The organism is Acinetobacter sp. P8-3-8, from assembly GCF_000214135.1.
Lineage (GTDB): Bacteria > Pseudomonadota > Gammaproteobacteria > Pseudomonadales > Moraxellaceae > Acinetobacter.
In genome coordinates this window covers 22,722-48,969 of the sequence record NZ_AFIE01000024.1, presented here as the reverse complement: position 1 = coordinate 48,969, position 26,248 = coordinate 22,722, and the positions used below count along the sequence as shown (strand labels likewise).

The 26,248-nt window shown below is 36.0% G+C and carries 23 protein-coding genes and 3 pseudogenes; 12 read left to right on the top strand and 14 right to left on the bottom strand.

Annotated features, from left to right (window positions below):
• The 8 genes from GGG_RS21360 to GGG_RS0111175 all read left to right on the top strand — a co-directional run.
• Window positions 1-188, top strand: a 188-nt coding sequence (locus tag GGG_RS21360) for a DUF6035 family protein (protein ID WP_010114947.1), incomplete at its 5' end; no start/stop codon positions are given.
• A gap of 78 nt (window positions 189-266) precedes the next feature.
• The gene (locus tag GGG_RS0111205; RefSeq protein WP_010114946.1) at window positions 267-752 is read left to right on the top strand and encodes an NUDIX hydrolase; all 486 of its coding nucleotides are present in this window, start codon (window positions 267-269) and stop codon (window positions 750-752) included.
• A 4-nt stretch (window positions 753-756) separates the two neighbouring features.
• Window positions 757-1,896 (top strand): tRNA 2-thiouridine(34) synthase MnmA, encoded by a 1,140-nt coding sequence (gene mnmA / locus GGG_RS0111200; protein WP_010114945.1) that lies wholly within the window; start codon window positions 757-759, stop codon window positions 1,894-1,896.
• Window positions 1,897-1,931: 35 nt separating this feature from the next.
• Complete coding sequence (gene hflD / locus GGG_RS0111195) at window positions 1,932-2,663, top strand: high frequency lysogenization protein HflD (protein WP_010114943.1); 732 nt, start codon at window positions 1,932-1,934, stop codon at window positions 2,661-2,663.
• Between the two features lie 62 nt (window positions 2,664-2,725).
• Window positions 2,726-4,114, top strand: a complete 1,389-nt coding sequence (purB, locus tag GGG_RS0111190) for an adenylosuccinate lyase (protein WP_010114941.1) — start codon at window positions 2,726-2,728, stop codon at window positions 4,112-4,114.
• Between the two features lie 171 nt (window positions 4,115-4,285).
• Window positions 4,286-4,822: a hypothetical protein gene (locus tag GGG_RS0111185; RefSeq protein WP_138920272.1), complete on the top strand. Its 537-nt coding sequence runs from the start codon at window positions 4,286-4,288 to the stop codon at window positions 4,820-4,822.
• Window positions 4,823-4,897: 75 nt separating this feature from the next.
• Window positions 4,898-5,518 (top strand): DUF2238 domain-containing protein, encoded by a 621-nt coding sequence (locus GGG_RS0111180; protein ID WP_010114938.1) that lies wholly within the window; start codon window positions 4,898-4,900, stop codon window positions 5,516-5,518.
• Window positions 5,519-5,588: 70 nt separating this feature from the next.
• Window positions 5,589-6,023 (top strand): hypothetical protein, encoded by a 435-nt coding sequence (locus GGG_RS0111175; RefSeq protein ID WP_010114936.1) that lies wholly within the window; start codon window positions 5,589-5,591, stop codon window positions 6,021-6,023.
• Window positions 6,024-6,054: 31 nt separating this feature from the next.
• Here the strand turns inward: GGG_RS0111175 and GGG_RS20675 are convergent.
• The 4 genes and pseudogenes from GGG_RS20675 to GGG_RS0111155 form a co-directional block, all read right to left on the bottom strand.
• Window positions 6,055-6,321: pseudogene (locus GGG_RS20675) on the bottom strand (transposase); the annotation flags it as partial.
• Between the two features lie 29 nt (window positions 6,322-6,350).
• Window positions 6,351-7,013 (bottom strand): annotated as a pseudogene (locus tag GGG_RS0111170) (IS1595 family transposase).
• Window positions 7,014-7,068: 55 nt separating this feature from the next.
• A pseudogene (locus GGG_RS20670) lies at window positions 7,069-7,599 on the bottom strand (IS481 family transposase); the annotation flags it as partial.
• A gap of 219 nt (window positions 7,600-7,818) precedes the next feature.
• Window positions 7,819-8,196 (bottom strand): helix-turn-helix domain-containing protein, encoded by a 378-nt coding sequence (locus tag GGG_RS0111155; RefSeq protein WP_010114931.1) that lies wholly within the window; start codon window positions 8,194-8,196, stop codon window positions 7,819-7,821.
• A gap of 127 nt (window positions 8,197-8,323) precedes the next feature.
• Between GGG_RS0111155 and GGG_RS0111150 the strand changes: the two genes are divergently transcribed.
• Window positions 8,324-9,178 carry an SDR family oxidoreductase gene (locus GGG_RS0111150; protein ID WP_010114930.1) on the top strand — a complete coding sequence of 285 codons (855 nt, stop codon included), beginning with the start codon at window positions 8,324-8,326 and terminating at the stop codon, window positions 9,176-9,178.
• Between the two features lie 86 nt (window positions 9,179-9,264).
• Here GGG_RS0111150 and GGG_RS0111145 read toward each other — a convergent pair whose 3' ends face one another.
• The 8 genes from GGG_RS0111145 to uvrB all read right to left on the bottom strand — a co-directional run bounded on the left by GGG_RS0111145 (window position 9,265) and on the right by uvrB (window position 19,561).
• On the bottom strand, window positions 9,265-9,945 hold the full coding sequence (locus GGG_RS0111145; protein ID WP_010114928.1) for a hypothetical protein: 681 nt from the start codon (window positions 9,943-9,945) through the stop codon (window positions 9,265-9,267).
• Between the two features lie 9 nt (window positions 9,946-9,954).
• Window positions 9,955-10,683, bottom strand: a complete 729-nt coding sequence (locus GGG_RS0111140; protein ID WP_029574550.1) for a hypothetical protein — start codon at window positions 10,681-10,683, stop codon at window positions 9,955-9,957.
• 133 nt (window positions 10,684-10,816) lie between these two features.
• Window positions 10,817-11,281 (bottom strand): hypothetical protein, encoded by a 465-nt coding sequence (locus GGG_RS0111135; RefSeq protein ID WP_010114926.1) that lies wholly within the window; start codon window positions 11,279-11,281, stop codon window positions 10,817-10,819.
• 505 nt (window positions 11,282-11,786) lie between these two features.
• Window positions 11,787-13,244 carry a glyceraldehyde-3-phosphate dehydrogenase gene (locus GGG_RS0111130; RefSeq protein ID WP_010114925.1) on the bottom strand — a complete coding sequence of 486 codons (1,458 nt, stop codon included), beginning with the start codon at window positions 13,242-13,244 and terminating at the stop codon, window positions 11,787-11,789.
• A 298-nt stretch (window positions 13,245-13,542) separates the two neighbouring features.
• Window positions 13,543-15,264 carry a hypothetical protein gene (locus GGG_RS0111125; protein ID WP_029574549.1) on the bottom strand — a complete coding sequence of 574 codons (1,722 nt, stop codon included), beginning with the start codon at window positions 15,262-15,264 and terminating at the stop codon, window positions 13,543-13,545.
• A 481-nt stretch (window positions 15,265-15,745) separates the two neighbouring features.
• On the bottom strand, window positions 15,746-16,669 hold the full coding sequence (gene rarD / locus GGG_RS0111120) for an EamA family transporter RarD (RefSeq protein WP_010114923.1): 924 nt from the start codon (window positions 16,667-16,669) through the stop codon (window positions 15,746-15,748).
• Between the two features lie 153 nt (window positions 16,670-16,822).
• Complete coding sequence (locus GGG_RS0111115; RefSeq protein ID WP_010114922.1) at window positions 16,823-17,410, bottom strand: lipocalin family protein; 588 nt, start codon at window positions 17,408-17,410, stop codon at window positions 16,823-16,825.
• Between the two features lie 129 nt (window positions 17,411-17,539).
• Window positions 17,540-19,561: an excinuclease ABC subunit UvrB gene (gene uvrB / locus GGG_RS0111110; protein WP_010114920.1), complete on the bottom strand. Its 2,022-nt coding sequence runs from the start codon at window positions 19,559-19,561 to the stop codon at window positions 17,540-17,542.
• Window positions 19,562-19,847: 286 nt separating this feature from the next.
• On the opposite strand from uvrB, the gene GGG_RS0111105 reads away from it, so the two are divergent.
• Together GGG_RS0111105 and GGG_RS0111100 are read left to right on the top strand one after the other, a co-directional pair.
• Window positions 19,848-20,627, top strand: coding sequence for a hypothetical protein (locus GGG_RS0111105; RefSeq protein ID WP_010114918.1), 780 nt, complete (start codon window positions 19,848-19,850; stop codon window positions 20,625-20,627).
• Window positions 20,628-21,091: 464 nt separating this feature from the next.
• Window positions 21,092-22,537 carry a diguanylate cyclase gene (locus GGG_RS0111100; RefSeq protein WP_029574548.1) on the top strand — a complete coding sequence of 482 codons (1,446 nt, stop codon included), beginning with the start codon at window positions 21,092-21,094 and terminating at the stop codon, window positions 22,535-22,537.
• 91 nt (window positions 22,538-22,628) lie between these two features.
• Here the strand turns inward: GGG_RS0111100 and GGG_RS0111095 are convergent, their stop codons facing one another.
• Complete coding sequence (locus GGG_RS0111095; protein WP_010114914.1) at window positions 22,629-22,811, bottom strand: hypothetical protein; 183 nt, start codon at window positions 22,809-22,811, stop codon at window positions 22,629-22,631.
• A 219-nt stretch (window positions 22,812-23,030) separates the two neighbouring features.
• Here GGG_RS0111095 and GGG_RS0111090 point away from each other — a divergent pair, with 219 nt between their 5' ends.
• Entirely contained in the window at window positions 23,031-24,266 is a 1,236-nt protein-coding gene (locus GGG_RS0111090) for a pyridoxal phosphate-dependent aminotransferase (RefSeq protein ID WP_010114912.1), read from the top strand.
• 554 nt (window positions 24,267-24,820) lie between these two features.
• Here the strand turns inward: GGG_RS0111090 and GGG_RS0111085 are convergent.
• Window positions 24,821-26,149 (bottom strand): MATE family efflux transporter, encoded by a 1,329-nt coding sequence (locus tag GGG_RS0111085; protein ID WP_010114911.1) that lies wholly within the window; start codon window positions 26,147-26,149, stop codon window positions 24,821-24,823.
• Between the last annotated feature and the right edge of the window lie 99 nt (window positions 26,150-26,248).

Here is a 26,248-nt window from a genome sequence, read left to right as displayed (position 1 = left end):
ACTATAGTTCGTATTGGGAATACATTGAATTCGCTTTTAAAAAATATAATCTTTGGGATTATCTAATTAAACTCGATTCATCTAAAGGTACATTCCAACGTAAACTTCAAGAGCTATATTCATCATTCCCAGAGCAAAAATATGATTTTGAGGAAATATTTCAAACACTTTATCCAGAACTAATTTAATCTCATATTTATTTTTTCCACATAGCCACCACACCCAAAATTTTGTAGAATAGTGCTTTATTTCCCATGGTGCTGTTTATGACCTCTTGGACGCCACATGTTACCGTTGCTACAGTTGTAGAGAAAAACGGAAAATTTCTTTTTGTAGAAGAACATACAGAAGGTGTAACGCATACGGTATTTAACCAACCTGCGGGACATGTTGAAAGTGGTGAAAGTATTGTTCAAGCAGCCATTCGTGAAACTATGGAAGAAACTGGGCATGCCGTCGAAATTGATGCATTACTTGGAATCTATACCTATACTCCCCCGATGTTTCCAGATCGCACCTATTATAGATTTTGCTTTTTAGCACATGTACTCGAATATTTCCCAGAAGCTGAACTTGATACAGGTATTATTGGCCCAAAATGGATGACACTTGAAGAATTACTTGAAACTGCACGTGCACGTAGCCCATTAGTAATTAAAGCTGTACAAGATGCGCTTTCTGGTCAAAAATACCCACTTTCGCTCATTTATGAGCACCAAAACTCTCCTTTAATTTCAAATTTGGATGCCTAATCCTATGCAACAACGTGTCATCGTCGGTATGTCTGGTGGTGTAGATTCATCTGTTTCTGCAGCACTTCTTCTTCAACAAGGATATCAAGTTGAAGGACTTTTCATGAAAAACTGGGAAGAAGATGATGGTACGGAATATTGCACGGCGATGGATGATCTTGCCGATGCTCAGGCTGTTTGCGATAAAATAGGTATCAAGTTACACACTGCCAATTTTGCTATGGAATATTGGGATCGTGTCTTTGAGCATTTTCTAGCAGAATATGCTGCTGGTCGCACACCAAACCCAGATATTCTGTGTAATAAAGAAATTAAATTCCGTGCATTTTTAGATCACGCTGTGAACTTAGGTGCTGACTTTATTGCAACAGGTCACTACTGCCGTCGTGGTGAAACTATGACTAATTCTCGTGGTGATGAATATGCACCTTTACTTCGTGGTGTAGACAATAACAAAGACCAAACTTATTTCTTACATGCAGTTCATGGCCGTGAAATTAACAAGACTCTGTTCCCTGTTGGTGAAATTGAAAAACCACAAGTGCGTAAAATTGCAGAAGAATTAGGCTTAGCGACTGCTAAGAAAAAAGATTCAACAGGAATTTGCTTTATTGGTGAACGTCGTTTTAATGACTTTCTTAAACAATATTTACCCGCTCAACCCGGAAAAATTGTCCTAGATACAGGAAAAGAGGTTGGTGAACATCACGGCTTAATGTACTATACGCTCGGTCAGCGTGGTGGTATCGGCTTAGGTGGTCTTAAAGGCGCTGAAGAAGGTGCTTGGTTTGTTTTACACAAAGACATCGCAGGTAATCGACTTGTCGTCGGTCAAGGACATGAACACCCGCTTATGCAAAGCACCACTTTATGGTCTGAAGCGATAGATTGGGTTGCAGGTGAGCAAGAAATCCCTGAAACAGGTTTCCGATGCACGGCAAAAACACGTTACCGTCAGCCTGATCAAGCATGTACAATTTATAAAGATGCAGATACTCCAACAGGTGTTCGTGTCGAGTTTGATGAACCGCAAAGAGCTGTAACACCGGGACAAAGTGTTGTGTTCTATGTAGATGAAGTGTGTTTAGGTGGTGGTGTGATTCATCATACCAATGCGCCAATACCCGACTTTATCGTTCAATAGTTTAAATTTTCAGAATTATTTAAAGGAAATTAGGCATGGTTGAGTTACCCTTTCAACAGCCTCAAACTTTGAATCAACGCCAAAATAGAGCTTTGGCGTTAGCAGCTGTGTTCCAAGCAACACAGCTGACGCATATGACAGCCATGTCAGGACATCAGAGTATTGGTGAAAGTGGTAATTTTTATTTTGAGCAACTCATTAAAGCCAGTTTAAATATTCGCCCTGCTGATAATTGTTCCAGTCAAACGCTAGACTTTTTTAATCAATTGGCCGATATTTCTCTTGGACTGAAAGCTTTAGAAAGCAGTATTACCCAACCTTTTAATACCTCACCTAAATCACGAATTCCCAAATTATCCAATGCAAAATTACCCATGACTTATGCCATGTCACTTTTAGCATTAGAAAAGAAAGTGTATGGCAATCCGAAATTCGTAGAAATTATTGAAAAATCACAACAAAAAATATTAAAGCAACTCTCATTTTTTGATCATGACTATATGCACCCAAGTATCATTGCCAATTTAGCGCAAACCTATGTCGATACCGCTGGTCAAATCAACCCCAGAATTCTTGTGCGTGGTAATGCAGAAGCATTTAAAGATGCATCGCATACCAATCGTATTCGCGCCAGTTTATTTACTGGCTTACAAATGGCTCACCTCTGGCGTCAACTCGGCGGTAGCTCATGGAATATGATGTTTAGTAAACGCAAACTTCTTCAAGATATTCAAGATCTTGCTCGATTACAATATCAGGTTATTTAATTTGATAGATAAAGAGCACTTGTTTTGTATTTACGTTTAATTCCAAAATCTAAGGAATCTTTATGAACGCTTTAACTGCACTTTCTCCATTAGATGGACGCTATGCAAGCAAATGTGATGCTTTGCGCCCTTTCCTCTCTGAGTTTGGTTTAATCCATGCTCGTGTGACTGTTGAAGTGCGCTGGTTACAAGCGCTTGCGAACCGTCCAGAAATTACTGAAGTTCCTGCGTTCTCTGCGGCAACAAATGCTGCTTTAGATGCAATCGTTACAGATTTTTCTGAAGATGATGCAAACCGTATTAAAGAGATTGAACGTACAACCAATCATGATGTAAAAGCAGTTGAATATTTCTTAAAAGAAAAAATTGCACACATTGATGAATTAAAAAATGCAGGTGAATTCATTCACTTTGCATGTACTTCTGAAGACATTAACAACCTTTCTCATGCTTTAATGTTGAAAAGTGGTCGTGAAGTTTTAATGGCTTCAATGCAACAAATTGTTGATTCTATTGCTGCTTTGGCTGAAACACATGCTGAACAGCCTATGTTGTCACGTACACATGGTCAAACGGCGAGCCCAACCACTTTGGGTAAAGAAATGGCGAACGTGGCTTATCGTTTAGCGCGCCAAATCAAACAATTTAACCAAGTTGAATTACTGGGTAAAATCAATGGTGCTGTAGGTAACTACAATGCGCACTACTCTGCTTATCCTGAAATCAATTGGCCTGCTCACTCGCAAGCTTTTGTTGAATCTTTAGGTTTAACTTTCAACCCTTATACAACGCAAATTGAACCACACGATTATATCGCTGAATTGTTCGATGCTTTACGTCGTTTCAATACAATTTTGATTGACTTTAACCGTGATGTTTGGGGTTATATCTCTTTAGGTTTCTTCAAACAACGTTTAAAAGAAGGTGAAGTTGGTTCTTCAACCATGCCACATAAAGTGAATCCGATTGACTTTGAAAACTCAGAAGGTAACTTAGGTATTGCCAATGCTGTATTGGCTCACTTGGGTGAAAAACTGCCTATTTCTCGTTGGCAGCGTGACCTGACTGACTCGACTGTACTTCGCAATATGGGTGTAGGCTTGGCACAAAGTTTAATCGCATTTGAAGCTTGCTTAAAAGGGATTGGTAAACTTGAGCTGAACGCTACTCGTATCCTTGAAGATTTGGATCAAGCTCAAGAAGTCTTGGCTGAGCCAATTCAAACAGTAATGCGTCGTTATAACGTTGAAAAACCATATGAGAAATTAAAAGCATTGACTCGTGGTCAAGCGATGACACGTGACATGATGGTCGCTTTTGTCAATGGTAATGAACTTGAAGCAGTTCCTGCTGCTGATCGTGCACGTTTAGCTGAAATGACACCTGCAACTTATACAGGTAATGCTGCTGATCAAGCAAAACAGATTAAAGATTTAATTGCAAAGATTTAATTAAAATTATATAAAAAGCGAGGTTAATCCTCGCTTTTTATTAAAGATTATATGAACACTAAATACCTAAGCAAAATAATATTAAGCATCCTTTTACTTGCTTTTTCACTTTACTATTTCGTGATGAGTATAGATTTTGACATTTGCAAATATACATTCTGTTTTAAATATGTGAATATAGATCAATTATTTACAATAATAATTTCATTAATCAACACCTTTATTATCATCTATGGATTAGACCATTGGAAAAAGCAGGTAAATACTAACCGAAATATCGAAATCTATAAAAGTTTACTATCTAATCTAGATAATTTAGAAGAAAGTCGTTGTTGTTATGATTTATTAATAAATTCATTCAATAGAGAAATTCAACAGCAGTTTGATCCTCAAATAAGCTTGCTATTTTATGAACAATTTAAGCAGAAATTTGAAGAAACTCGCTATGCAGATATATCTAAGATTGCCAAATACAATACATATGCATTACACATGTCTAATTTTTTTCCAAATTTTAATTACGTAGAGTTAAACGAAGCGCATAAGAAATTTTTAGATATACTTGAAACTATTTATATTTCTGTACATACGAAAAACTACAGTGGTTTTATGATGCAAATAGAATCTTATTCCATATGCACTAAACATTACAAAGAACTTTTAAAAGAGCTCAGAGTTATGCTTTCAAACCATATTATTTTAAAATAATCTCTAAAATTTGAGCTTCGCATTTTTTTGTATTTTGATTACAATAAATTAAAATTTCACAATGAAAATAACAACATGATTTATCACTCATTAACTCTTAAACACTGGTTTGTACTTCTTGTTTTAGCTGTGGCAATCGTCATTGCCAGCATCTACCCATTAGAATATCCATCTTACCTATTGCATCAAGTTGGAACCGTGTTGATGCTGATTGGATTATTCATCTGTTTAAAAAAGGTTGGGCTGAGCTTTTCAGCATTTTTCTTATACATCTTATTTTTAATTATTCATGTGATTGCGGCGCATTACCTCTACTCCTATGTACCTTATAATGATTGGACAATCAAATACTTACATTTTGACCTAAACCACGCAATGGGTTGGACACGCAATATGTTCGACCGCTTCGTGCATTTTTTCTATGGCTTATTTTTATATCCAATTTTTTATCGACTTTTCCAAGTATGGTTACCGAGTCTAAAACCTAAAGTTCTGTTCTTATTGATTATTCAATTCGTTATGGCGAGTAGTTTGATTTATGAATGGATCGAATGGTGGATTGCGATTGGGCTATCTCCTGAAGAAGCTGAAAATTATAATGGTCAACAAGGCGATATGTGGGATGCCCATAAAGATATGTTCCTAGCAACAATTGGTGCGATTTTTACTGGTTTATTGATGCTAAAACAAAAATAGATTCAGTTGTTAATTTTTCTAAATAATGTAAAATACATCACATTATTATTTTATATTAAATATGAATCCAATGAATAAAAAAGCAATTCTTTTAATAGCAATGATGGCAGGCTTAACTGGGTGCGTTAGTCATCAAACATACAATGCCATTGTCAATACACAGCAATTACCTGCTCTAAGCAAGTTGTGTATTCAAGAGAATAATGCAATAGACCCATCAAAAGAATACTTAAGCATCATCGCAAATAGATTTGAAACCAATAAAATCAATACTCAAGTTTATGCGCAGCAAAAACCGAGTGATTGTAAATATACACTGACTTACGATATTAAAAAGAGTGACGATAATACTGTTGCGATTTCAAAAGCAAGCTTACATTTATTTGATAATGGGCTACAAATTCATACAGCTCAGTACAACATGAATGATATTTTTGTATTTGATAAAAATAAAGCGGCAAAAGACAAATTAGAACCGTTGGTTGATCAACTTTCGGTGAAATGATTTTTCTTTTTTACATATATGTACGCCAATCTCAACGTTGAATAAGGATTTCCAGCTGTAAAGGCGGATTTCCTAGTTTGGTATTCAAAATGACTGAAATTGTGTGTGAAAGAATTTTGCGAATAATTCTATGTGTTAAATGCCATAAATCTTTTGCTCTTACTTTTTAAATGTGAAATCGATCTGTCAACTGCCCTATAACAGTTTCAATCTTTCTACGTGCATTCATGAGTATCCACATCGATTCTTTAGGTCTCTTATCAACCATATTTTTTCGATACGGTGTTTGTAAATCAAGGCTCCAGACTAGCAGATTTACACTTAGTTTTACCTAATGAGGTTCCACAACTCTGTTGCTAACTCATTAGGTTCCCTCATCCAACGCCATTCTGTTTCTTTAAGATGATAATCAAAGTACTCTTTTGAGATGCCATTGAACTTGGCCAATCTTCTTTTACAAAAGCTCCAGAATGATTCTATTCCATTTATATGACATTGCCCTCTAGCAAACTCATTTGCTCCATGATTTACTCTGAAATGCTTTGAATAACCGACATCTACTAAACCATTGTATCCACGCCAACCATCACTATAAATTACGCTTTCAAGTGCAACTTTACCTAAGATAACTTGTTGTAATATATTCTTTTTACAATCAGGGACTATCTCTGTATAAACGTGACCATTCCTTTCAAATATTCCAAATACAGGCTGTTTTAAAGTACCTCGACCTCGTTTCAACTTTCCATGAAAACCACGTTGTCTTTTAGCTCCAAAATAGCTCTCATCCACTTCAATAGAACCTACAAACTTTACTCTTAAATCTGTTTGATGGTCATAGATCGCTTCTCTAAAAAGCATGTACCAATAGTTGATTGTATTACGGTTCAGATTGAGTAATAAGGCTGTTTTAGAAGCAGGGATATCAATGCAAAAGCATTGAATAATTTTTTTAATCTTGTAGTGACTTAATTTACTTTTTTATATCATGATTATAGACTAACATATCTATTCTGCTAGTCTAGAGCCCCATAAAAGTCTGCTAGTAAATACGACCAATGCCCTTTAAATTGCCTACATAGAACGTATCCTGTGAGCAAATAGTCTGGGTGTGCTGTTTCAATTTCACCACAAGCAACATCGTCTTCGTGTTTACATTCCAACGCAGTTATTTGTTGATGATTCAGTTGAATACCATCCTGAGCAATTTTAGCCTCCAAAGCTTTGAGCCTTTTCTTAAAGTTCTCTAGATCATGGCGAAGCTATATAGATCGAACCCCACTTCCTGATACAAGACACCTTGTTTTCGAAGTTCATTACCTCGTTCGATGTTGTCCATACGCAGGATATGGATTGCATAATCAATGACAGCATGATCTATATGATCATCAACTCGATTTTTGAAATTAGGCACACGACAGGATTTGTTGATAAATTCGTCCACATCACCTGATTCGGTGAGTTCTTGATAACGATAAAATGCATCTCTCGATACTCCCATCACATTTTGAAGTTCCACAGCTAAATTGAGTAAGCCTACTTTGTGTTTGATGACTTGATTGCTAATATACATCATAGAAAGTTACCTTTGTTTTGTTAAGATTCGACATCTTTATCAAAACGGGTAATTTTCTCTTTTTCAAGACCTGTTTCAGATCAAGTCTGAACTAATACAATTAAGGTTTCATTTAATTGCTGGAATTTACAACTTTCAGTTGGCTAAATAGTGATTTATAAAAGAGACCTAATAAAATCTACATTTCATTTATATAATCCAGCACATTGAAAACCAAGATTATTTACTTTGAATCCGTTGTTTATTTTCTAAAATATCTGGCAAGCTTCGTTCAATCCAACCAATTAAATAATTCAATTTTTCAGCGGCTTGTGCGCCCAATACCGTAAGTTGATATTCAACTTTAGGAGGAACTTCTGGATAAACCGTGCGTAAAATAAAACCATCTTTTTCCAAGGTCTTTAAAGTCTGAGCAAGCATTTTCTCACTCACCCCTTCTATACGATTTCGCAGCTCACTAAATCGCTGCACCCCCTCACTCAAACAACGTAAAACCAACACTGACCATTTACTGGTTAAATGTTCCAGTATTTGACGTGATGGACATTCACTGGATAAAACTTGACCAACCAAATCACTCTTCGCATAAATACTCATAAAATTCTCTCCAAACAGTAACTAGCTTACTTTTAGGTATGTACTTACATTTGGTAAGTTTAATAATTATGATATTAGCATCAAGTTTAAAAAACGTCCAACTTAAATCGTTAAAAAGGTCTATATCATGAAAATTGCAATTACAGGTGCAACAAGTCAACTCGGTGAATTGGTTATTCAAAACTTATTAACAAGTACTGAAGCAGAAAATATTATTGCTTTAGTCCGAAATGTTGAAAAAGCACAATCGCTCAAACAACGAGGTGTTGAATTACGATTATTTAATTATGATCAACCCGAAACACTTATTCCAGCGCTTGAGGGAATTGACAAATTATTGCTTATTTCTGCAAATGAAATTGGTCGTCGCACACCACAACATCAAGCAGTCATTCAAGCTGCTGTTTCAGCAAAAGTCCCTTATATCGCCTATACTAGCTTATTGAATGCTCCAACAAGCCCATTAGCTTTGGGTCAAGAACATCGTGAAACCGAAGCACTCGTTCTGCAAAGTGGCTTGAAATACACCCTTTTACGCAATAACTGGTATAACGAGAACTATCTTGCAAATGTACAGCATGTTGCTGAAACAGGAATACTCTATGGCAGTGCTCAGGATGGTAAAATCAGCGCAGCATCACGCTTAGACTACGCAGAAGCAGCAGCCAAAGTCCTCAGCACGGAAGGACATGAAAATAAAATCTATGAATTGGCAGGATCTACAAGCTTTACACTAGCTGATCTCACATCTTATATTGCCAATGCATCAGGTAACGCAGTTGATTATCAAAATCTCAGTGCTGAGGATTACACTCAAGCACTCACAGTAGCAGGTTTGCCATCAGCCCTAATAAACGTGATTGTTGATGCAGATATTCAAACAGCAAAAAGTGCAATGTTTAGCGATAGCAAAGATTTAGAACACTTAATTGGTCGTAAAACCACACTCATTCAAGATCAAGTAACGACCCTTTTTAATTGATCAGTGAATAACTGCAAAATCAACAACGGCTCAAATGATCATTTATTTTGAGTTTTCCAATTTGAACTTATTCCATCAATTACCCATCAAGGATGAATATTTTTGATGGGTAAATCAATATCCATGTTTAAATCAGCAATAGATTGCCGTTCAGTATTGATCATCGTGGCATTAAACGTAGAGATCTTACGCATGGTAATTGGATCGTTAATATTCAACACGGGTCTAAATTGATGATTTACTGGTACATCCACAGCTTCATCAAATTGAAAATACACTGATCCATCAAATAAAATTTTGATTGGAACTTGATAACTGCGTTTTAATTGAAAAGGTACATCTAACTGAATAGGGATATCCATTTTCAATGGAAATTTAGGTAATAGCTTGTTTTGATACACTAAATCAGTATTGGTTTCCAAAGGCATTACTGTTTCAATATGAATATTGGTCGTGTAATCAATATCAACAATAATTGGTGTTGTTACGGCAAAGCTAAGATCTGCAAGGTATTTCCCAGTCAAAGGTAAATTAAGCGTCTGCTCAACTTTTAGATCCGCATCTAATGCTCCCTTTGCCTGAGCTTGTAAATAATTACCCACTTGAATTTTAGTAGGTAATTGCTTTGACAGTTGAATCTGAGCATTTTTGGCAGAAATTTGCATAGACGCCTGAATATTCAAATACACCCAAACCAGTGCTGCAATCAGCAATACCACAGCAACAAAACTGATGAGCAAATGTCGAACTGAACTAAAAATCCACATTATTTCACCTTACTTATTTTGTAATTGAGTTGGTGAATCATGAGATGCAATGTCATGCTGAGAAAGTCTCAGACTATTTAGCGGAATCTTTAATTGCCCTTTTTCTATTTTGACTGGCAAGGTATTTTGCACATCAACAGTTGCCTGTAATGCTGATTTAATTGGAACATTTAAATGCCCTTCTATAGGAATATTGGTTTTCAAGGTTGTCTTTAATGGAACTTTTAAATTTTCTTTAAGCACAGTTTTAACAGGAGCATCAAATTTCAAATGTACTTTTTGATTTAGAGGTATTTTTAAATCGATCGGAACATCCATCCGAATCGGTATCGTGCCTTTTAAGGGTAAGCTAATATCTTTACCCAATACATTCACTTTCACAGTGGTATCAATCGGCATATCTTGATTCACTTTCAGCACTTCATTGACTGGGATCGTCGTTTGAATCGGCACCTGATTATCAAAATACACGCGAGGCGTTAAAGTCTGTGCAATGGGTAGCTCTATATTTTCATGAATGGGAATGGTTGCATTCACCTGCCCTTTTACATCAACATCTAAAGCATCATGAATCTGCACCTTGGCTTGTAAAGGCTCTTTTAAATCAATATTAACGGCTTGATTCTCTAAAGGAATATAGATATTAAAATGCTTAAACACCCAAAACGCAATAAGTACACCACATAATGTTGCCACCAGAATAAAAGCAACGCCTGTCATTATTTGTTTTAACTGCAAAATTCATCCCTTGAATCTTAGTTTTATCTATTTTCTATTCTAAATATTATTGTGAATCAATTTGCATTTTTATGTACACAAGTTGAAGCTATTTGTTTTTATTTTAACCAATTCTGCATCTTTAATTTACGTTTTACGCTTCAGGATAGTCATTTAACCAATAACAATGCACTTGTGCAATTTTGCCTTTATATTCCACACTTAGGTTAGCATTCATTTTGCTATTAAAATTCAAGGAATTAAACGCTTTTCTTGCAGCAACCGTAGCCAAATTAAAATATAAATATTCATTATACTGCTGTGCAGGGCGACCAAAGCCAATTTCAAATTGAGTGATCGGAATACCTGCATAAAATGTATTTTTAAGCTGATAACGTGTTAAATCATAGGCTTGTTCTTCAGTATATTTTGAATCGACAATATAAGAAGATAACGGTTCTAAAAGATCTGTATTTTCATCATGAAAATCATAAGCTTGTCGCACTGTACAATTTTGCTCAAAGCGATCTTTAAGTAAAGAACGTAATTCCAACGGTTTAGCATTGAGAAAAGTTACAACAAACAAATATAAGATAATAAATAGGATGCTATTTTTCATTGCACCGACCCATTTGATTTTTTGTGATCAACCAAAGTTTAATCCAACCTGAGTTCGAGATAAGATGTGTTCCCAACTATATGATACGCGGAAACGTCAGTCGCATTGTTCGAGGCATGAGGAATATATTCCGCAAGATCTGTAATATACTGTTTTAGCGATATATTAAATACTTGATAGTATCTGTCGAGTTGGCGACTCTTGCGCTGCTTTAATCACAGCTCAGGTTTTGCCCTTGCGTGGCAGTGCCACTCATCCCGAAAGCCTTGCGAGGTAGTACCTCTCAGGTCGAACCTGAACAAGATTGAAATATTTTTCAAGCGAAGTGCAAGACGAAGTGGGTTAATCCTTGCATTTGACTTTTAAACGGTAAAACTCCGCTGTGTCTGATCTATCTTTTCAATAACTTACATCAAAGTTTATCCCGAACTGACGTTAATCCAATTCTAAAAATTTAGGCATTAAAAAACCCGACATGGTGTCGGGTTTTATTTACGCTAACAAATTATGCATTTGTTTCAGCAGGAATCTTTGGATAGCTTACGCCGCCCATTTGCTCTGCAATACGTAATACTTGGCAGCTATAACCCACTTCGTTATCGTACCAAACATATGCAGTTAAACGGTTGCCAGAAGTAATTGTTGCTTGCGCATCAAATACACCTGCTGTACGAGAACCGATAAAGTCAGAAGACACAACCTCAGTTGAGTTTGTATAACCGATTTGACCTTGAAGATTCGAGTTAATCGAAATTTGACGAATATATTCGTTCACTTCTTCACGATCAACTTCTTTATCTAACGTTAAGTTTAAAATCGCAAGAGAAACGTTTGGTGTTGGAACACGTACAGAGTTACCAGTCAATTTACCTTGAAGTGCAGGAAGTGCTTTAGCAACTGCTTTAGCCGCACCAGTTTCAGTAATCACCATGTTCAATGTTGCAGCACGACCACGACGGTCTGCTTTATGGTAGTTGTCAATCAAGTTCTGGTCGTTTGTGAACGAGTGAACTGTTTCAACGTGACCATTCAACACTGTGTATTTGTCATGCAATACTTTAAGTGTTGGTGTAATCGCATTGGTTGTACAGCTTGCAGCAGAGATAATCGTATCTTCATCAAGAATGTCAGCTTGGTTTACACCAAATACAACGTTCTTCATGTCGCCTTTACCAGGTGCAGTCAAGATCACACGCGCAGCGCCTGGGCACTTCAGGTGTTGAGCAAGACCATCAGCATCACGCCATTTACCCGTGTTGTCGATCACCAATGCATTGCTAATACCGTAATCGGTATAATCAACTTCAGTTGGGTTAGAAGCGTAGATCACTTTAATGAACTGACCGTTTGCAATAATTGCTTCGTTTTCTTCATCAACAGAAATCGTACCAGAGAATGGACCATGGATTGAGTCACGGCGTAATAAAGACGCACGTTTTTCTAAATCACCATCAGATGACTTACGAACAACAATCGCTTTTAGATTTAAACCACGACCAAGACCAGACTGACCAATCATTAAACGTGCAAGAATACGACCAATACGACCGAAACCGTAAAGTACAACATCACGACCTTCTACTGAAGTGTCACGACCTTCCGCAGCTTTAACAGCTTCTGCAACAAATGCATCAACATCGCCACCTTGCTCTTTAAAAGCAACCGCTAATTTGCCTAGATCAATTTCAGCAGTGCCAATATTTTCAATTTTAGCTAATGCTTCAAGAATTGGGAACGTGTTTACAACTGAAAGCTCAACGTCCAACATACGTGTACGACGGTGCGCTTTTAAAATTTGAATCACTGAACGGTTTACTAAAGAACGACCGTAAACAGAAGTCACAATATTTTTTTCACGGTATAATTGACCGATTAATGCAATCATACGTTCCGCGATTTCTTCACGGTTTTTCCAACGACCTTGGTGCTCTGCGTGTAGGGCGATGATAGTGTCTTTGCTCACAGATACGTCCTCTATTTTATGTATATCTAGACATGGTTTTAAAACGCCATAATTGTAAAGCAATTCTCATTTAGTTGAAATCAAATCATCTATCATTTTTATAAAATTTTGTAATACTCATCATTTTAATTCGGATTACAACTTGATTTTAAAGAATTAAGCCATGATTCAACAGCTTTCATTCATCAATAGTGCTCTTTTAAAGCAATCAAATGCTAAATGAACAAATAACCAAGTTCACCCAAATAAATGATCCAAACGGTTAAATCTACACGCCTTCAATAACATCCATGTCAAACTACGAGTTCGGTGAAAAGTGTAAATCGTAACTAATCGAAGAATTAAATGCTTCAATATCAAAATCGATTAAATTTTCTGGTATTTTCATCAATATAGGTAATCGAATCAGTCCATTATCTCCATTTGGAAAAGCATAATGACGTTCCAATTCACTCATTGACGTTAAACTTTCAAACTCAATAAACACATGATATTTAGGTAAGCTTTTAGGAACAGTCAAAACATCCATGTAGGTTTGCTTTTTAATCAGCAAAGCGGCTTGACTAGTTTGTGCAATATCTTTATCAACCCGTTCACCGCGTAAAATTCTTTTAATAAAAGAACCCTGCCATGCTGTTTGTTCTTTTTTCAACTGAGTAACATAAGTCGTTAAATCACGATAATCCGTCATTTGCTCCAATAAAATGCCTTGGATTTTTTTAATAGGCTGCTGTGAACGCTCATGCATCACCTGCCACTCATGCTTACTCATTGGAATAAAAATTTCATCTTTCCGTTTTTCCAAAAGCTTTAAATAAGCCAATAATCGATATTCAAAAAGTTGTACGGCGTGATTAAAAAATAAAGCAGGCTGTTCTTTAAAATCTCGATAATGCGCTAAAATTTCAGAAAAAATACGATGTACGCTCATAAACAAGTATTCAAACTCTTCTATATGCGATAAATCATTTTTAACTGCGTTGCGTAAAGGCATTAAAATATTGGCAGTAATCAATTGCTCAATCTTTTTTAGATGATTTTGAGCAACTGAATCACTATTATTCGCCGACATACCTAAAGGTTCCATTAAGAACGGCAATAGCATTTTATCGGTAAAGCTTTCAAAATCTTGTACGACTTCAATCACATCCTTTTGCACTTGGCTTTGAATGGTGATCATTTTTTGCATCAGTCGATCTAAGTCACCTTTATAATTCTCATCGTCAATTCTTTCCAGTTCAACGACAAGTCCAGTCACATAAATTTGATTTTTATATTCAATATTTTCCTCAAACAAAAAACGCCGAATTGAATAAGGATTTTGTTCAAAGTTTTGAATTGGGGCGATCAAATAAATAAATTCAGATGTCTTAACAATGTCAAACTTTCTAACTTTTTGTTCATTTAAAATATAATATTTAAAAAATGGATGATTTCTTAAATCAGCCGACTTTGGTAATAAAGGCTTAAACCAATAACCCAATAATTGTTGTTTTATAAAGACTTCGACAATAAAACAACGTATTTGTTCACACGACAAATGACGAACGCCTTGAGGCGGCTCAATTCTAATTTTGCGAATCAGTTTCGCGACATCTTGTAAAAAAACTCTGCGAATCAACATTTTTTCACGTTGTAGACTTAAATTATCATCAACAGGAATCAAATCAATTTGGTGCAAAGCATTTTCTAGATAATCAGCGATTTGCACACTGTCAGAAATATCCTTCAACCAGTTAATCGAAATGCTTAATTTACTCGCAATCGAGCGCATACGCTCACTCGAAAAACTATGCTTCAAAATACTTAAAGAGTTAGTCACCGTATACTCAAATGTATTGGTGACACGATTCCATTGAATATCTTTTGGCTTTAGAATTTGACGATCTATTTCTTCTTTTACTTCAATATTTTCACTATCAAAAATATGCGACAAAGTCCCCTTCCAGTTTAAATCTGTGCTGGGTTCTAATTGCGACAACATTGCTCTTGTTTGATATGGAATAACTGTCGATTTCATCATATAACCAACTTTTTACTTTTAAAGTAAATACAAGAAAGCCTCAGTAATGCGACATATTTAACATATTTTTTCAGTTTTGTTAATTACTTATGTGTGAATTGGCTAAAATTTATTATTACGATAACCACTTTGGACTGTGCATAATTTGTCTGTATTCTGTCTGCATTGAGCATTTTTCACTCAACTTTTACTTAAAATACAGCATTGAATTGTTTTAGACATTCAAAAGCATAACTTCACAAAAATAACAACGTCGCTTTAAAACATTTTGGTCGTTAATGCACCTTAAACTACGAACAAAACATGAGCTATATATATTTAAAGCTTATTGCTCAGGTTGTGACCAAAATGATTTTTTCATTCATTATTAAATTAAACTTGGAAATCGTTTTATTATTTTCATTCATACTCTAAAGCATGTACGTCTCATGTATCATATTTATTTGTACAACAATCAATCATAAAACATCCATAAACCTTAATAATTATCGAATTTTTCAATATTTAACGCTAAGTTTTTCTTACGTTGTTTCTGTTTATAAAGATGTATCGTTCCTTCGATCACTAATACACCCACAGCACACCAAATCGGTATATAAGTCAACCATTCTTCTTTGGCTATAGATTCACCCAATGCAAGTGAAGCTAAGGCCAACAAAACAGGTTCTAAATAACTCAACAACCCAAATAAAATCATTGGTAAGTATCGGCTAGCAAGAATATAGCTTCCCAATCCAATTGCACTTAAAAACCCCAGTCCTACCACTACAAGCACTAAGCTTGGTGAGTCGATAAATTGACCATAAGCATTTAACCCAGTTTGGGTAAAATAAATGGCAAGCGGGATACAAATCAAAATATCCCACCAAAAGCCACCAAGATTATCGGTTCCAATTTTTTTACGAATCAGAAAATATAAGGAATAACCTACAGCAACACTCATGGTTTCCCATGCGATACTTCCGAGTCGCCACAACTCGTGTCCTACGCCAAAAGTAGCAAAAGCAACGGCCACCATTTGGAACTTTGATAATTTTTCTTTATAGAAAATACTGCCAGCTAAAACCAAAACTAAAGGTAATAGAAAATATCCAAGCGAAACCTGTAAACCACGCCCATTCATCGGCCCCCATAAGAACAGCCACAATTGAAAGCACGTCAAACTCGAGGTAATCACTAAAAGTAATAACAGAATAGGTTTTTCAATGATTCTTTTATAAATTGTTTTAACGTGGACAAAATCACCGCTAAATAACATAAATAATGTTAAAAAAGGCAGCGTTGAAATAATCCGCCAACCAAAAGTTTGCTGACTATCCAGATCGCCTAACAGCTTAGAAAAGAAATATAAAACACCAAAAGTCACAGATGCCAATACAGACAATGCTACACCCTTAAACATCTGTTACCTCTAATACCTACATATTTAAAGTTATTATAAACATCTTTCATTAAATATCACTTGAAAGATCAATTATTTTTATTATTCAAATAATCATTCCAAAATTCATTTATTTAAATAAAAATCAATATCTTGAAAGATTAACACTTACCATTATTGATCTGTTTGTTTGGTACGAATAATATCTTTTAGACTAAAGCCTACAATTTGTGCATAACGTAGAAATTCAGTGACTTTTGCTTCATCTGGATGTGCGTCACGGGACAATAACCATAAATATTTGCGTTTAGGCTCACCGACTAAAGCCATTTGATAGCTTGGATCTATTTTCAATATCCAATAATCACCACGCCCGATTGGCACCCAACGAATCGCTTCTGGCAGAAAACTGACTTTTAATTTTGAATTAAAAGGTTCATTACTGATAAAGCCCTCGCCTAAAGAGCGCAATTCATTTCCATCAACATCGATACAACGATTATCAACGGCAATATTCCCATACTCATTCACCGTATAACGAGCTGTTACATCCTTGGCACATTGCTTTTGAAAATGCATGGGTTTACGTGCAATTTCATACCATAGCCCTAAATACTGGCTTAACTCCACTCTTGGCACAGCAGCTAAAGTCGAATTTTCTGCATAAGTTTGACTATAAAAATTAGGCAAAGTGATCACAGCACATAGCATGATGAGTTTTTTAAAATTGTTCACTTTGGGTAATTTTTTTAGAAGTTGCACCTTATACCTTCGCCATTAGCAAATATTATAATTATTAAAATAATCATAAATTTAAACTAAAACTGTAGCTTTATGTATCTTAACATCCTACCTAAAGCTACACATTTATCGCATTCTAAACTTAACGAATTACTGTAACATTCTGGTTTTTAAACGAACAATTTCATCACGTAACCGTGCTGCCTGTTCAAACTGAAGTTCTTTCGATGCCTTTAACATCTCCTTTTCCAACTTCGACAAATGTTTACTCAGTAATTTAGGATCAGAGAGCAAATGCTGCTCATCTGCGGTTAAGGCTTTATTTTGCTCAAGAATTTTTGAATCAATCTCATCATCTTCAATCACTTCGCCTGAATCAATTTCCTTGACCACTTGTCGCACTGCACTACGTGGAATAATGCCATGCTCTTCATTAAATTGAATTTGTTTATTGCGGCGACGCTCTGTTTCATCCATGGCTTTTTGCATTGAATCAGTGATACGGTCTGCATAAAGAATCGCTTTACCATTTAAATGTCGTGCTGCACGTCCAATCGTTTGAATTAATGAACGTTCTGAGCGCAAAAAGCCCTCTTTATCTGCATCGAGAATGGCAACCAAAGAGACTTCTGGCATGTCCAAACCTTCACGTAATAAGTTAATACCGACGAGTACATCGTGCACACCTGTACGCAATTCATGAATAATTTTGACCCGTTCAACGGTATCAATATCCGAGTGTAAATAAGCGACTTTGACACCGTATTCTTTCAGATAAGAAGTTAAATCTTCTGCCATGCGCTTGGTCAAAGTTGTGACTAAAACACGTTCATCCAATTCTTTACGAATGTTAATTTCTGACAATACATCATCAACTTGCGTCAACACTGGGCGAATTTCAATTTCAGGATCTACCAGTCCTGTTGGACGAACTACCTGTTCTGCGACTTGTTCAGATTTTTCCAATTCATATTTTGCAGGCGTTGCACTGACATAAATCGTCGCTGGAACGATACGTTCCCATTCTTCAAATTTCATTGGACGATTGTCCAACGCACTCGGTAGACGGAAACCATAATTCACTAAGTTTTCTTTACGTGAACGGTCACCTTTATACATCGCACCAATTTGCGGCACAGTTACATGCGACTCATCGATAATCAATAACGCATCATCTGGAATATAATCGAATAAAGTCGGTGGCGCTTCACCTGCTGGACGACCTGATAAATGACGTGAATAATTTTCAATACCGTTGGTATATCCCAATTGTTGCATCATTTCCAAATCGTAACGTGTACGTTGCTCAATACGTTGCGCTTCAAGTAGTTTTTCATGTTCTTTAAAGAAAATTAAACGCTCAGCCAATTCTTCACGAATTGTACCAATCGCTCTTTGCAAATTATCTTTTGGTGTTACGTAATGACTTTTCGGATAAATCGTCACACGTGGTGCCTTACGTACTAATTTACCCGTTAATGGATCAAACCAACGGATTGAATCGACCTCATCATCAAATAGTTCAATACGAATTGCGTGTTGATCCGATTCCGCAGGGAAAATATCAATAATTTCACCGCGAATACGATAAGTACCACGTAAAAACTCAAGTTCATTACGCGTATATTGCATCTCTACTAAACGACGGATAATGTCATCACGGCTAATTCGATCGCCTTGAACAATATGCAACAGCATACTCATATAAGCGTTCGGATCACCCAAACCATAAATAGCCGATACAGAAGCAACAATAATGGCATCACGTCTTTCTAATAATGCACGAGTCGCAGAGAGACGCATTTGATCAATATGATCATTAATGGCTGAATCTTTTTCGATAAAAGTATCAGAAGAAGGCACATATGCTTCTGGCTGATAATAGTCATAATAACTAACGAAATATTCAACGGCATTATTGGGGAAAAATGACTTAAATTCACCGTAAAGCTGTGCAGCCAAAGTTTTATTATGTGCCATGACAATCGTAGGTCGTTGTGTCTGTGCGATCACATTTGCCATGGTATAGGTTTTACCTGAACCAGTCACACCAAGTAAAAGCTGATCACGAAAACCTTTGTTTACGCCTTCGACTAATTTTGCAATTGCCTGTGGCTGATCGCCAGCAGGCTCATAATTTGTGACAAGTTCAAAAGGTTGATGATCACTCACAGGCTTTTCTCTTCTTACCAATACGATTGAATCATTCACTATCTCTATAGATTAGACTCTATAGATTAGACAATGAATAATACGGATTAAATAAATAATGGTGATTGTAAAAATTCTAAAAAATAAATAACAAATACGCTTCACGACAAGTCTAGCAGAAACTCACTACTTACCCGACGAGATTATTTTTAAATGGGGTTAATTACACAATATTCAACAAATATCCTTGACCCATTTTTAATTCAATAGCAACATGGAAACAAGCCGACTAAAAGATTGAAAAAACATGACTTATCAATATCATAATGAAAGCATAATCAAAAGCTTAGCTGAAGATACGGTTTTTGTATTTGGTAGTAATATGGCTGGTACACATCAAGGTGGTGCTGCTAAAACAGCACATTTATACTTTGGCGCAATGAAAGGTGTCGGACGAGGATGGTCTGGGCAAAGCTTTGCTATTCCAACTATGAATGAACACTTACAACAAATGCCACTTTCACAAATTCAACATTATATTGATGATTTTAAAATCTACACCAAAAATCACCCGAAACTTAAATACTTTATTACATCTGTAGGATGTGGTGTTGCAGGCTATAAAGTTGAAGAAATTGCCCCCATGTTTAAAGGCATTTCACACAATGTGATTTTTCCACAATCTTTTCGTCCTTTTGTCGAAAAAACCTTACCTAAACTTACGCAGAAATTACTGCACAGTTTTATCAATGATCAGGTTATTTTTAGTGGTGATGTTGAACAAAGCATTCAACAACTTGATTTAACAGATGCAGAAAAAAGTTTAGCTACGATTATTTTAAATACGCCTATGTATCCAACAGACAGTAATGGTCGTGATCGTGAATTTGAAATTCAGGATATTTTGCATAATCTGCATGGGAAAACTTTTGATTTTCAACCAGAGGCCGAAGGTTCTATGATTTTTGGCGGTGCCATATTAGCGTTATTAGAGCTTTATCATTTAAACGAAAATGATTTTATTGATGTTTGGAATGGTACACGAACAATTTCAGCGCCTAAGCCTGAAAATTTTTCGAAAAAATAAATGATCAAATACCCATTGATTGAATCAATAAACAGAATATTAATCATGCGTTGATGGTGATTAATATTCAAAAAATACAAATCAATGCGAGTGAGATTATTTATCACAAATAAGATAAGAATCATTATTAAAATTTAATTAGATTGAATAACTTGATTGGTCATCTTATTAATTTTCATCCGTATTAATGATTTTAAAATTTGAGTAAATCTAAATTCAACCCCTTTCTCCTGTATGTTTTTCACTCAAACATGCATCACAGTATTACAAACTTATAAAACCGTAATATCCTGATATTATTGTAGAAATATTTATTAATTTTTCACTATCAAGCACCTACACTCAAAAAACAAAATATGAAAACAAATAATGAACAATTCTTTGTTGTTATTGTTTTGATATTATTATCTTTTAAGGTATATTTCCGACTACTTCAGAATTTAAAAACAAATGAGAATCCTGTAATGGATATTATGAATTCCACTATATTTGATATATCACCGATCCCCATGTGGTTAGAAGATATGAGTGAAATTAAAGCACAATTTGACCAATGGAAAGCGCAAGGCATCACTGATCTTCAATCTTTCCTTGAAGAAAATTTTGATTTGGTTGTTGAATGTGCACATAAAATTAAAATTATTAAAGTCAACCAAAAAACTTTAGATCTTTTTGAAGCCAATAGCCAACCTCATTTATGTCAAAATCTAAACGTTATTTTCCAAAAGGAAATGTTTAAAGCACATTTGCTTGAATTGGTCTCGTTATGGAATGGAAATAATGAGTTCTTAAGCACAACCACCAATTACACAATCTCTGGTAGAAAACTCGACATTAAACTGAGAGCGGTTGTTCTTCCTGGTTCAGAAAATACCTTTAATCAAGTATTGATCACCACTGAAGATATTACTGATTATCAAAATGCACACCGCAATGAAGAAAAAAATCGTCAACTTGCAGAATCTCGCTTTATTTATTCGCCAACTTCATTATGGGTTGAAGATTTTAGTCGTGTAAAAATGCGTTTAGACCAATTGCGTCAAGTGGGTATTGAAGACTTTCGTACTTTTTTAGATGTACACTCAGACTTTGTAAATCAATGTATAGATGACATTATCCTACTTGATGTAAACCAAGCCACTTTAGATTTATTTAAAGCAAAAGATAAAGAAACGCTCTTTAAAAATTTATACCGTGTATTTTCCAAAGAAACGCATCAAACATTTCGTGAACAATTGATTGAATTGTGGAATGGAAAAATCCACCATCAACGTGAAGCTGTCAACTATGCACTAGACGGCTCTATTCGTAATGTATTATTGCAATTTACGGTTTTTCCAGGCTATGAAGATGACTGGAGCTTGGTACAAGTTGCCTTAACAGATATTACCGCACGTAAAAAAGCTGAAAACTATTTAGAATATTTGGGCAAACACGACGTACTCACAAAACTATTTAACCGTTCATTTTATACGGAAGAAATTAACCGCTTAGAACGTAGTGTACTCCGCCCTGTTTCGGCGATTTTCATTGATATGAATGGTTTAAAAGCAATCAATGATCACTATGGTCATGATGTTGGCGATGAGCTACTTCGTCGCATGGGCAATATATTAAACCGTACCGTAACACATACCAGCTATACAGCGTCTAGAATTGGTGGTGATGAGTTTGTGGTGATGATGTCTGGTGCCAATGAGCAAGCAGTGAACTCAACGATTATGACCATTGAAGAATTATTGAATATTGATAATCAGTATTATTCTTCCCATCCCATCAGCATCGCTATTGGTCATGCAACCACACAACACGATGAAAAAGTTGAGGATATGTTAAAACGTGCCGACCAAGTCATGTATCAAAAGAAAAAAGATTATTATGAATATTTCACTCAAACTGTAGATGAATAAGCTATTAAATATTGTTATAACTTTAACGAATTAATCATACATTTCAAAAATGACACATATAAAAATAGGTGCTGAATGCACCTATTTTTAATTACCTTTTGCCCATAGAGCGACGTGTACCACGTGGTGGCATCCATGTCCGATCTGCATACTGTTCAGGTTTTGGACGCACTTGGTTGTGAGCGACATCATCTTGATTTTCAGCAGAAGCCGACGGCATTGGAAAAGGTAACTTTGCCAATGACTTTTTCTTGGGAGTATTTTGGGTGCTCATATGATTCACTCAATTTTAACTGAGCATATTGTACGTAAAATTGCTTAATGATGCGAGTGCTTATATGAACCACTGATAATTTGTCGCGTCTTGATACAGTAAAGTTGAATTTTCGTAGATTTCTGGTGAATTTGTTTAGATATTGAACAACGATATCCCCTATTTTAAGCTATGATAGTGTGCTTTTTATTTTTAATCCCTATAAGAAGGAATAATGCCGTGGACGTACGTCTTTCAGATCGTGTTAATGCCATCAAACCGTCCCCAACTCTTGCTGTTACCAACAAAGCAGCAGAATTAAAAGCTGCGGGTAAAAATGTAATTGGTTTGGGTGCAGGTGAACCTGACTTTGATACCCCACAACACATCAAAGATGCTGCTATTCAAGCAATTAACAACGGTTTTACCAAATACACAGCTGTAGATGGTACGCCTGGCCTTAAAAAAGCAATTATTGCAAAGTTAAAACGTGATAATAATCTTGACTATGCTGCAAACCAAATTTTGGTTTCATGCGGTGGTAAACAGTCATTCTTTAACTTAGCACTTGCCTTATTAAATAAAGGCGATGAAGTGATTATTCCTGCGCCATATTGGGTGAGCTACCCAGATATGGTGATTATCGCTGAAGGTGTTCCAGTTATCGTAAAATGTGGTGAAGAACAACGTTTCAAAATCACTCCTGCGCAATTAGAAGCGGCGATCACTGACAAGACACGTTTAGTGGTTTTAAACAGCCCTTCAAACCCAACAGGCATGATCTATACCAAAGCTGAATTAGAAGCTTTGGCTGACGTTCTTCGCAAATATCCAGAAGTTTATATCGCTTCTGACGATATGTACGAACCAATCCGTTGGGATGACGAATTTTATAACATCGCAACAGTTGCTCCAGACCTTTATGACCGTACAATCGTGTTAAACGGTGTATCTAAAGCCTATGCAATGACTGGCTGGCGTATTGGCTATGCAGCGGGTCCTGCTAAGCTAATTGGTGCGATGAAAAAAATCCAATCTCAATCAACTTCAAACCCAACTTCAATTTCACAAGTTGCTGCTGAAGCTGCTTTGAATGGCCTTCAAGATGTTCTTGAACCAATGATTGAAGCATTCAAACGTCGCCATGACTTAGTCGTGAATGGTTTGAACGAAATTAACGGTATTTCTTGCTTACCTGCTGACGGCGCATTCTATGCTTATGCAAATATCCGTCCATTGATTCGTGCGAAAGGTTTAAAATCTTGCACAGAATTCTCTGAATGGTTATTAGAAGAAACAGGCGTTGCTGTTGTTCCAGGTGATGCATTCGGCTTAGGTGGTTTCATGCGTATTTCTTATGCGACTGCTGATGAAGTTCTTGTTGATGCGCTTGCACGTATCAAAAAAGCTGCTGATTCAATCGAAGGCGTAGATGCTGCGATTGCTTCTATCGAAGCTGAAAAAGCTGCGAAATAATCTATAGATTTCTATAAATAAAAACCCGCTCAGTTCAACTGAGCGGGTTTTTTATTTCTAAATCAAAATCATTATTGATTCATTACAAATATAATCAATAAGTTAAAAATAAGATTTAAATTTTTAAATGAAACACAGAGTTAAATCAGTCTAAATACTTAACCTGAGTTCGAGATAAGATATATTCCCAACTATCTGATACGCGGAAACGTCAGTCGCATTGTTCGAGGCATGAGGAATATATTCCGCAAGATCTGTAATATACTGTTTTTGCGATATATTAGGTACTTGATGGTATCTGTCGAGTTGGCAACTCTTGCGCTGCTTTAATCACAGCTCAGGTTTTGCCCTTGCGTGGCAGTGCCACTCATCCCGAAAGCCTTGCGAGGTAGTACCTCTCAGGTCGAACCTGAACAAGATTGAAATATATTTCAAGCGAAGTGCAAGACGAAGTGGGTTAATCCTTGCATTTGACTCTTAAACGGTAAGACTCCGCTGTGCCTAATCTATCTTTTCAATAACTTACATCAAAGTTTATCCCGAACTGACGTTACTTACTTCAAATATTGCCGATATTTAAGACATAGGCTACACACTGCCACAGCAAGAATATAAGCAAATGTCAGTAAAATCCAAAACCCATAGATTCCCATCGCAGGTAGATGAAACTGAAGCCAAGCAATAGGATGATACGCAACATACCAACCACCACCTAAGCCAATCACTAGAATCACAGAGGTATAAATAAACATCGGGGTAATTGTCACAGACCAACAACGCAACATATTAACCAGAATGCACAGCATCGCATCTGCAATATGCATGACACAAACGATCAATAATAAATTCATTACAAAAACAGTAACGGCTGCATCTTTCGTAAAGATAGGAATCAATACATCTTTAAATCCATAAACACAAATCACGATAGATAAGGCCAATAACAATCCTATTTGCAAAGCCCGCTGTGTTAATTTCCATGCAGCTTGAAGATCACCCTCTCCTACTTTGGTAGAGATTAAAATGCTATATGCAGCAGATAATGATGATGGGAACATAAACAGTAATGAAGTGATACCCATAACAATTTGATGTGCTGTTAAAGCTGTATTTCCCAAAGGAATAGAAAGCAGTGATATAAAAGTCACCGCAATGACATCAATTAAGATAATGACAGCCATTGGGAAACCAATTCTCAAGATTTTTTTTAAAATATCAAAATCGAAGAATTGACCCGCCAGTTGAATCCGATATTTCTTTTCTAGGAAAAATCCATAATAAACAAACAACATGATCCATTGAGTAAGCATTGTCGCGGTAACAGCGCCTTTCACACCCAGTTGGGGAATGTGAAAATAAGGAACACCATAGATCAAAGCATAAGATAAGCTCAGTTTTATGATTAGTGCAAAAATATTGGCATAAAACACCAATTTCGCTTGCCCGCATGTTTGAGTCACGATAAAGAAGGTTCGTAATAGCAATTGTGCAGGTAAAGCCAAAGCTAAGATGAAAAGACAATCTAAAACCAGCGCTTGCAAATGCTGATCCGCACCAAGAAGTCTTAAAACCGACTCTGAATGTGTGAGAAAAATGATTCCAAACACAGAAAGCAATAAAACGATCAATACACCTTGTTTGATAATGATTTGCGATGTATTTAAAGCATGTCGTCCATTTGCTTCAGCCAGTTCTTGCATCACACCTTGCAATAAACCAAAACCCAAAATATAAACCAAAGCATAAATAGAAAGCGTCACAGACATTGCAGCGACATCTGATGTGCTCACATGTGATAAAAAAATAGTATCCGCAACACTACCGACTACAACGGCGAGGTTGCTCAATAAAATAGGAATAAAGAGATTGATAAACTTTTTCATACATTCTTGATTTTGTTGTATTTAGGATTTGTTGACATTAAATTTTATATTTTGAGCACGAAAGTCTTGAATGCTAAATAAATGAATACCTAACACTTG

Bases quoted from the DNA above. Each gene is read 5' to 3' on its own strand.
- GGG_RS0111205 (WP_010114946.1), top strand. From the start codon at position 267: ATGACCTCTTGGACGCCACATGTTACCGTTGCTACAGTTGTAGAGAAA.
- mnmA (WP_010114945.1), top strand. From the start codon at position 757: ATGCAACAACGTGTCATCGTCGGTATGTCTGGTGGTGTAGATTCATCT.
- hflD (WP_010114943.1), top strand. From the start codon at position 1,932: ATGGTTGAGTTACCCTTTCAACAGCCTCAAACTTTGAATCAACGCCAA.
- purB (WP_010114941.1), top strand. From the start codon at position 2,726: ATGAACGCTTTAACTGCACTTTCTCCATTAGATGGACGCTATGCAAGC.
- GGG_RS0111180 (WP_010114938.1), top strand. From the start codon at position 4,898: ATGATTTATCACTCATTAACTCTTAAACACTGGTTTGTACTTCTTGTT.
- GGG_RS0111175 (WP_010114936.1), top strand. From the start codon at position 5,589: ATGAATAAAAAAGCAATTCTTTTAATAGCAATGATGGCAGGCTTAACT.
- GGG_RS0111155 (WP_010114931.1), bottom strand. From the start codon at position 8,196: ATGAGTATTTATGCGAAGAGTGATTTGGTTGGTCAAGTTTTATCCAGT.
- GGG_RS0111150 (WP_010114930.1), top strand. From the start codon at position 8,324: ATGAAAATTGCAATTACAGGTGCAACAAGTCAACTCGGTGAATTGGTT.
- GGG_RS0111145 (WP_010114928.1), bottom strand. From the start codon at position 9,945: ATGTGGATTTTTAGTTCAGTTCGACATTTGCTCATCAGTTTTGTTGCT.
- GGG_RS0111135 (WP_010114926.1), bottom strand. From the start codon at position 11,281: ATGAAAAATAGCATCCTATTTATTATCTTATATTTGTTTGTTGTAACT.
- GGG_RS0111125 (WP_029574549.1), bottom strand. From the start codon at position 15,264: ATGAAATCGACAGTTATTCCATATCAAACAAGAGCAATGTTGTCGCAA.
- rarD (WP_010114923.1), bottom strand. From the start codon at position 16,669: ATGTTTAAGGGTGTAGCATTGTCTGTATTGGCATCTGTGACTTTTGGT.
- GGG_RS0111105 (WP_010114918.1), top strand. From the start codon at position 19,848: ATGACTTATCAATATCATAATGAAAGCATAATCAAAAGCTTAGCTGAA.
- GGG_RS0111100 (WP_029574548.1), top strand. From the start codon at position 21,092: ATGGATATTATGAATTCCACTATATTTGATATATCACCGATCCCCATG.
- GGG_RS0111095 (WP_010114914.1), bottom strand. From the start codon at position 22,811: ATGAGCACCCAAAATACTCCCAAGAAAAAGTCATTGGCAAAGTTACCT.
- GGG_RS0111085 (WP_010114911.1), bottom strand. From the start codon at position 26,149: ATGAAAAAGTTTATCAATCTCTTTATTCCTATTTTATTGAGCAACCTC.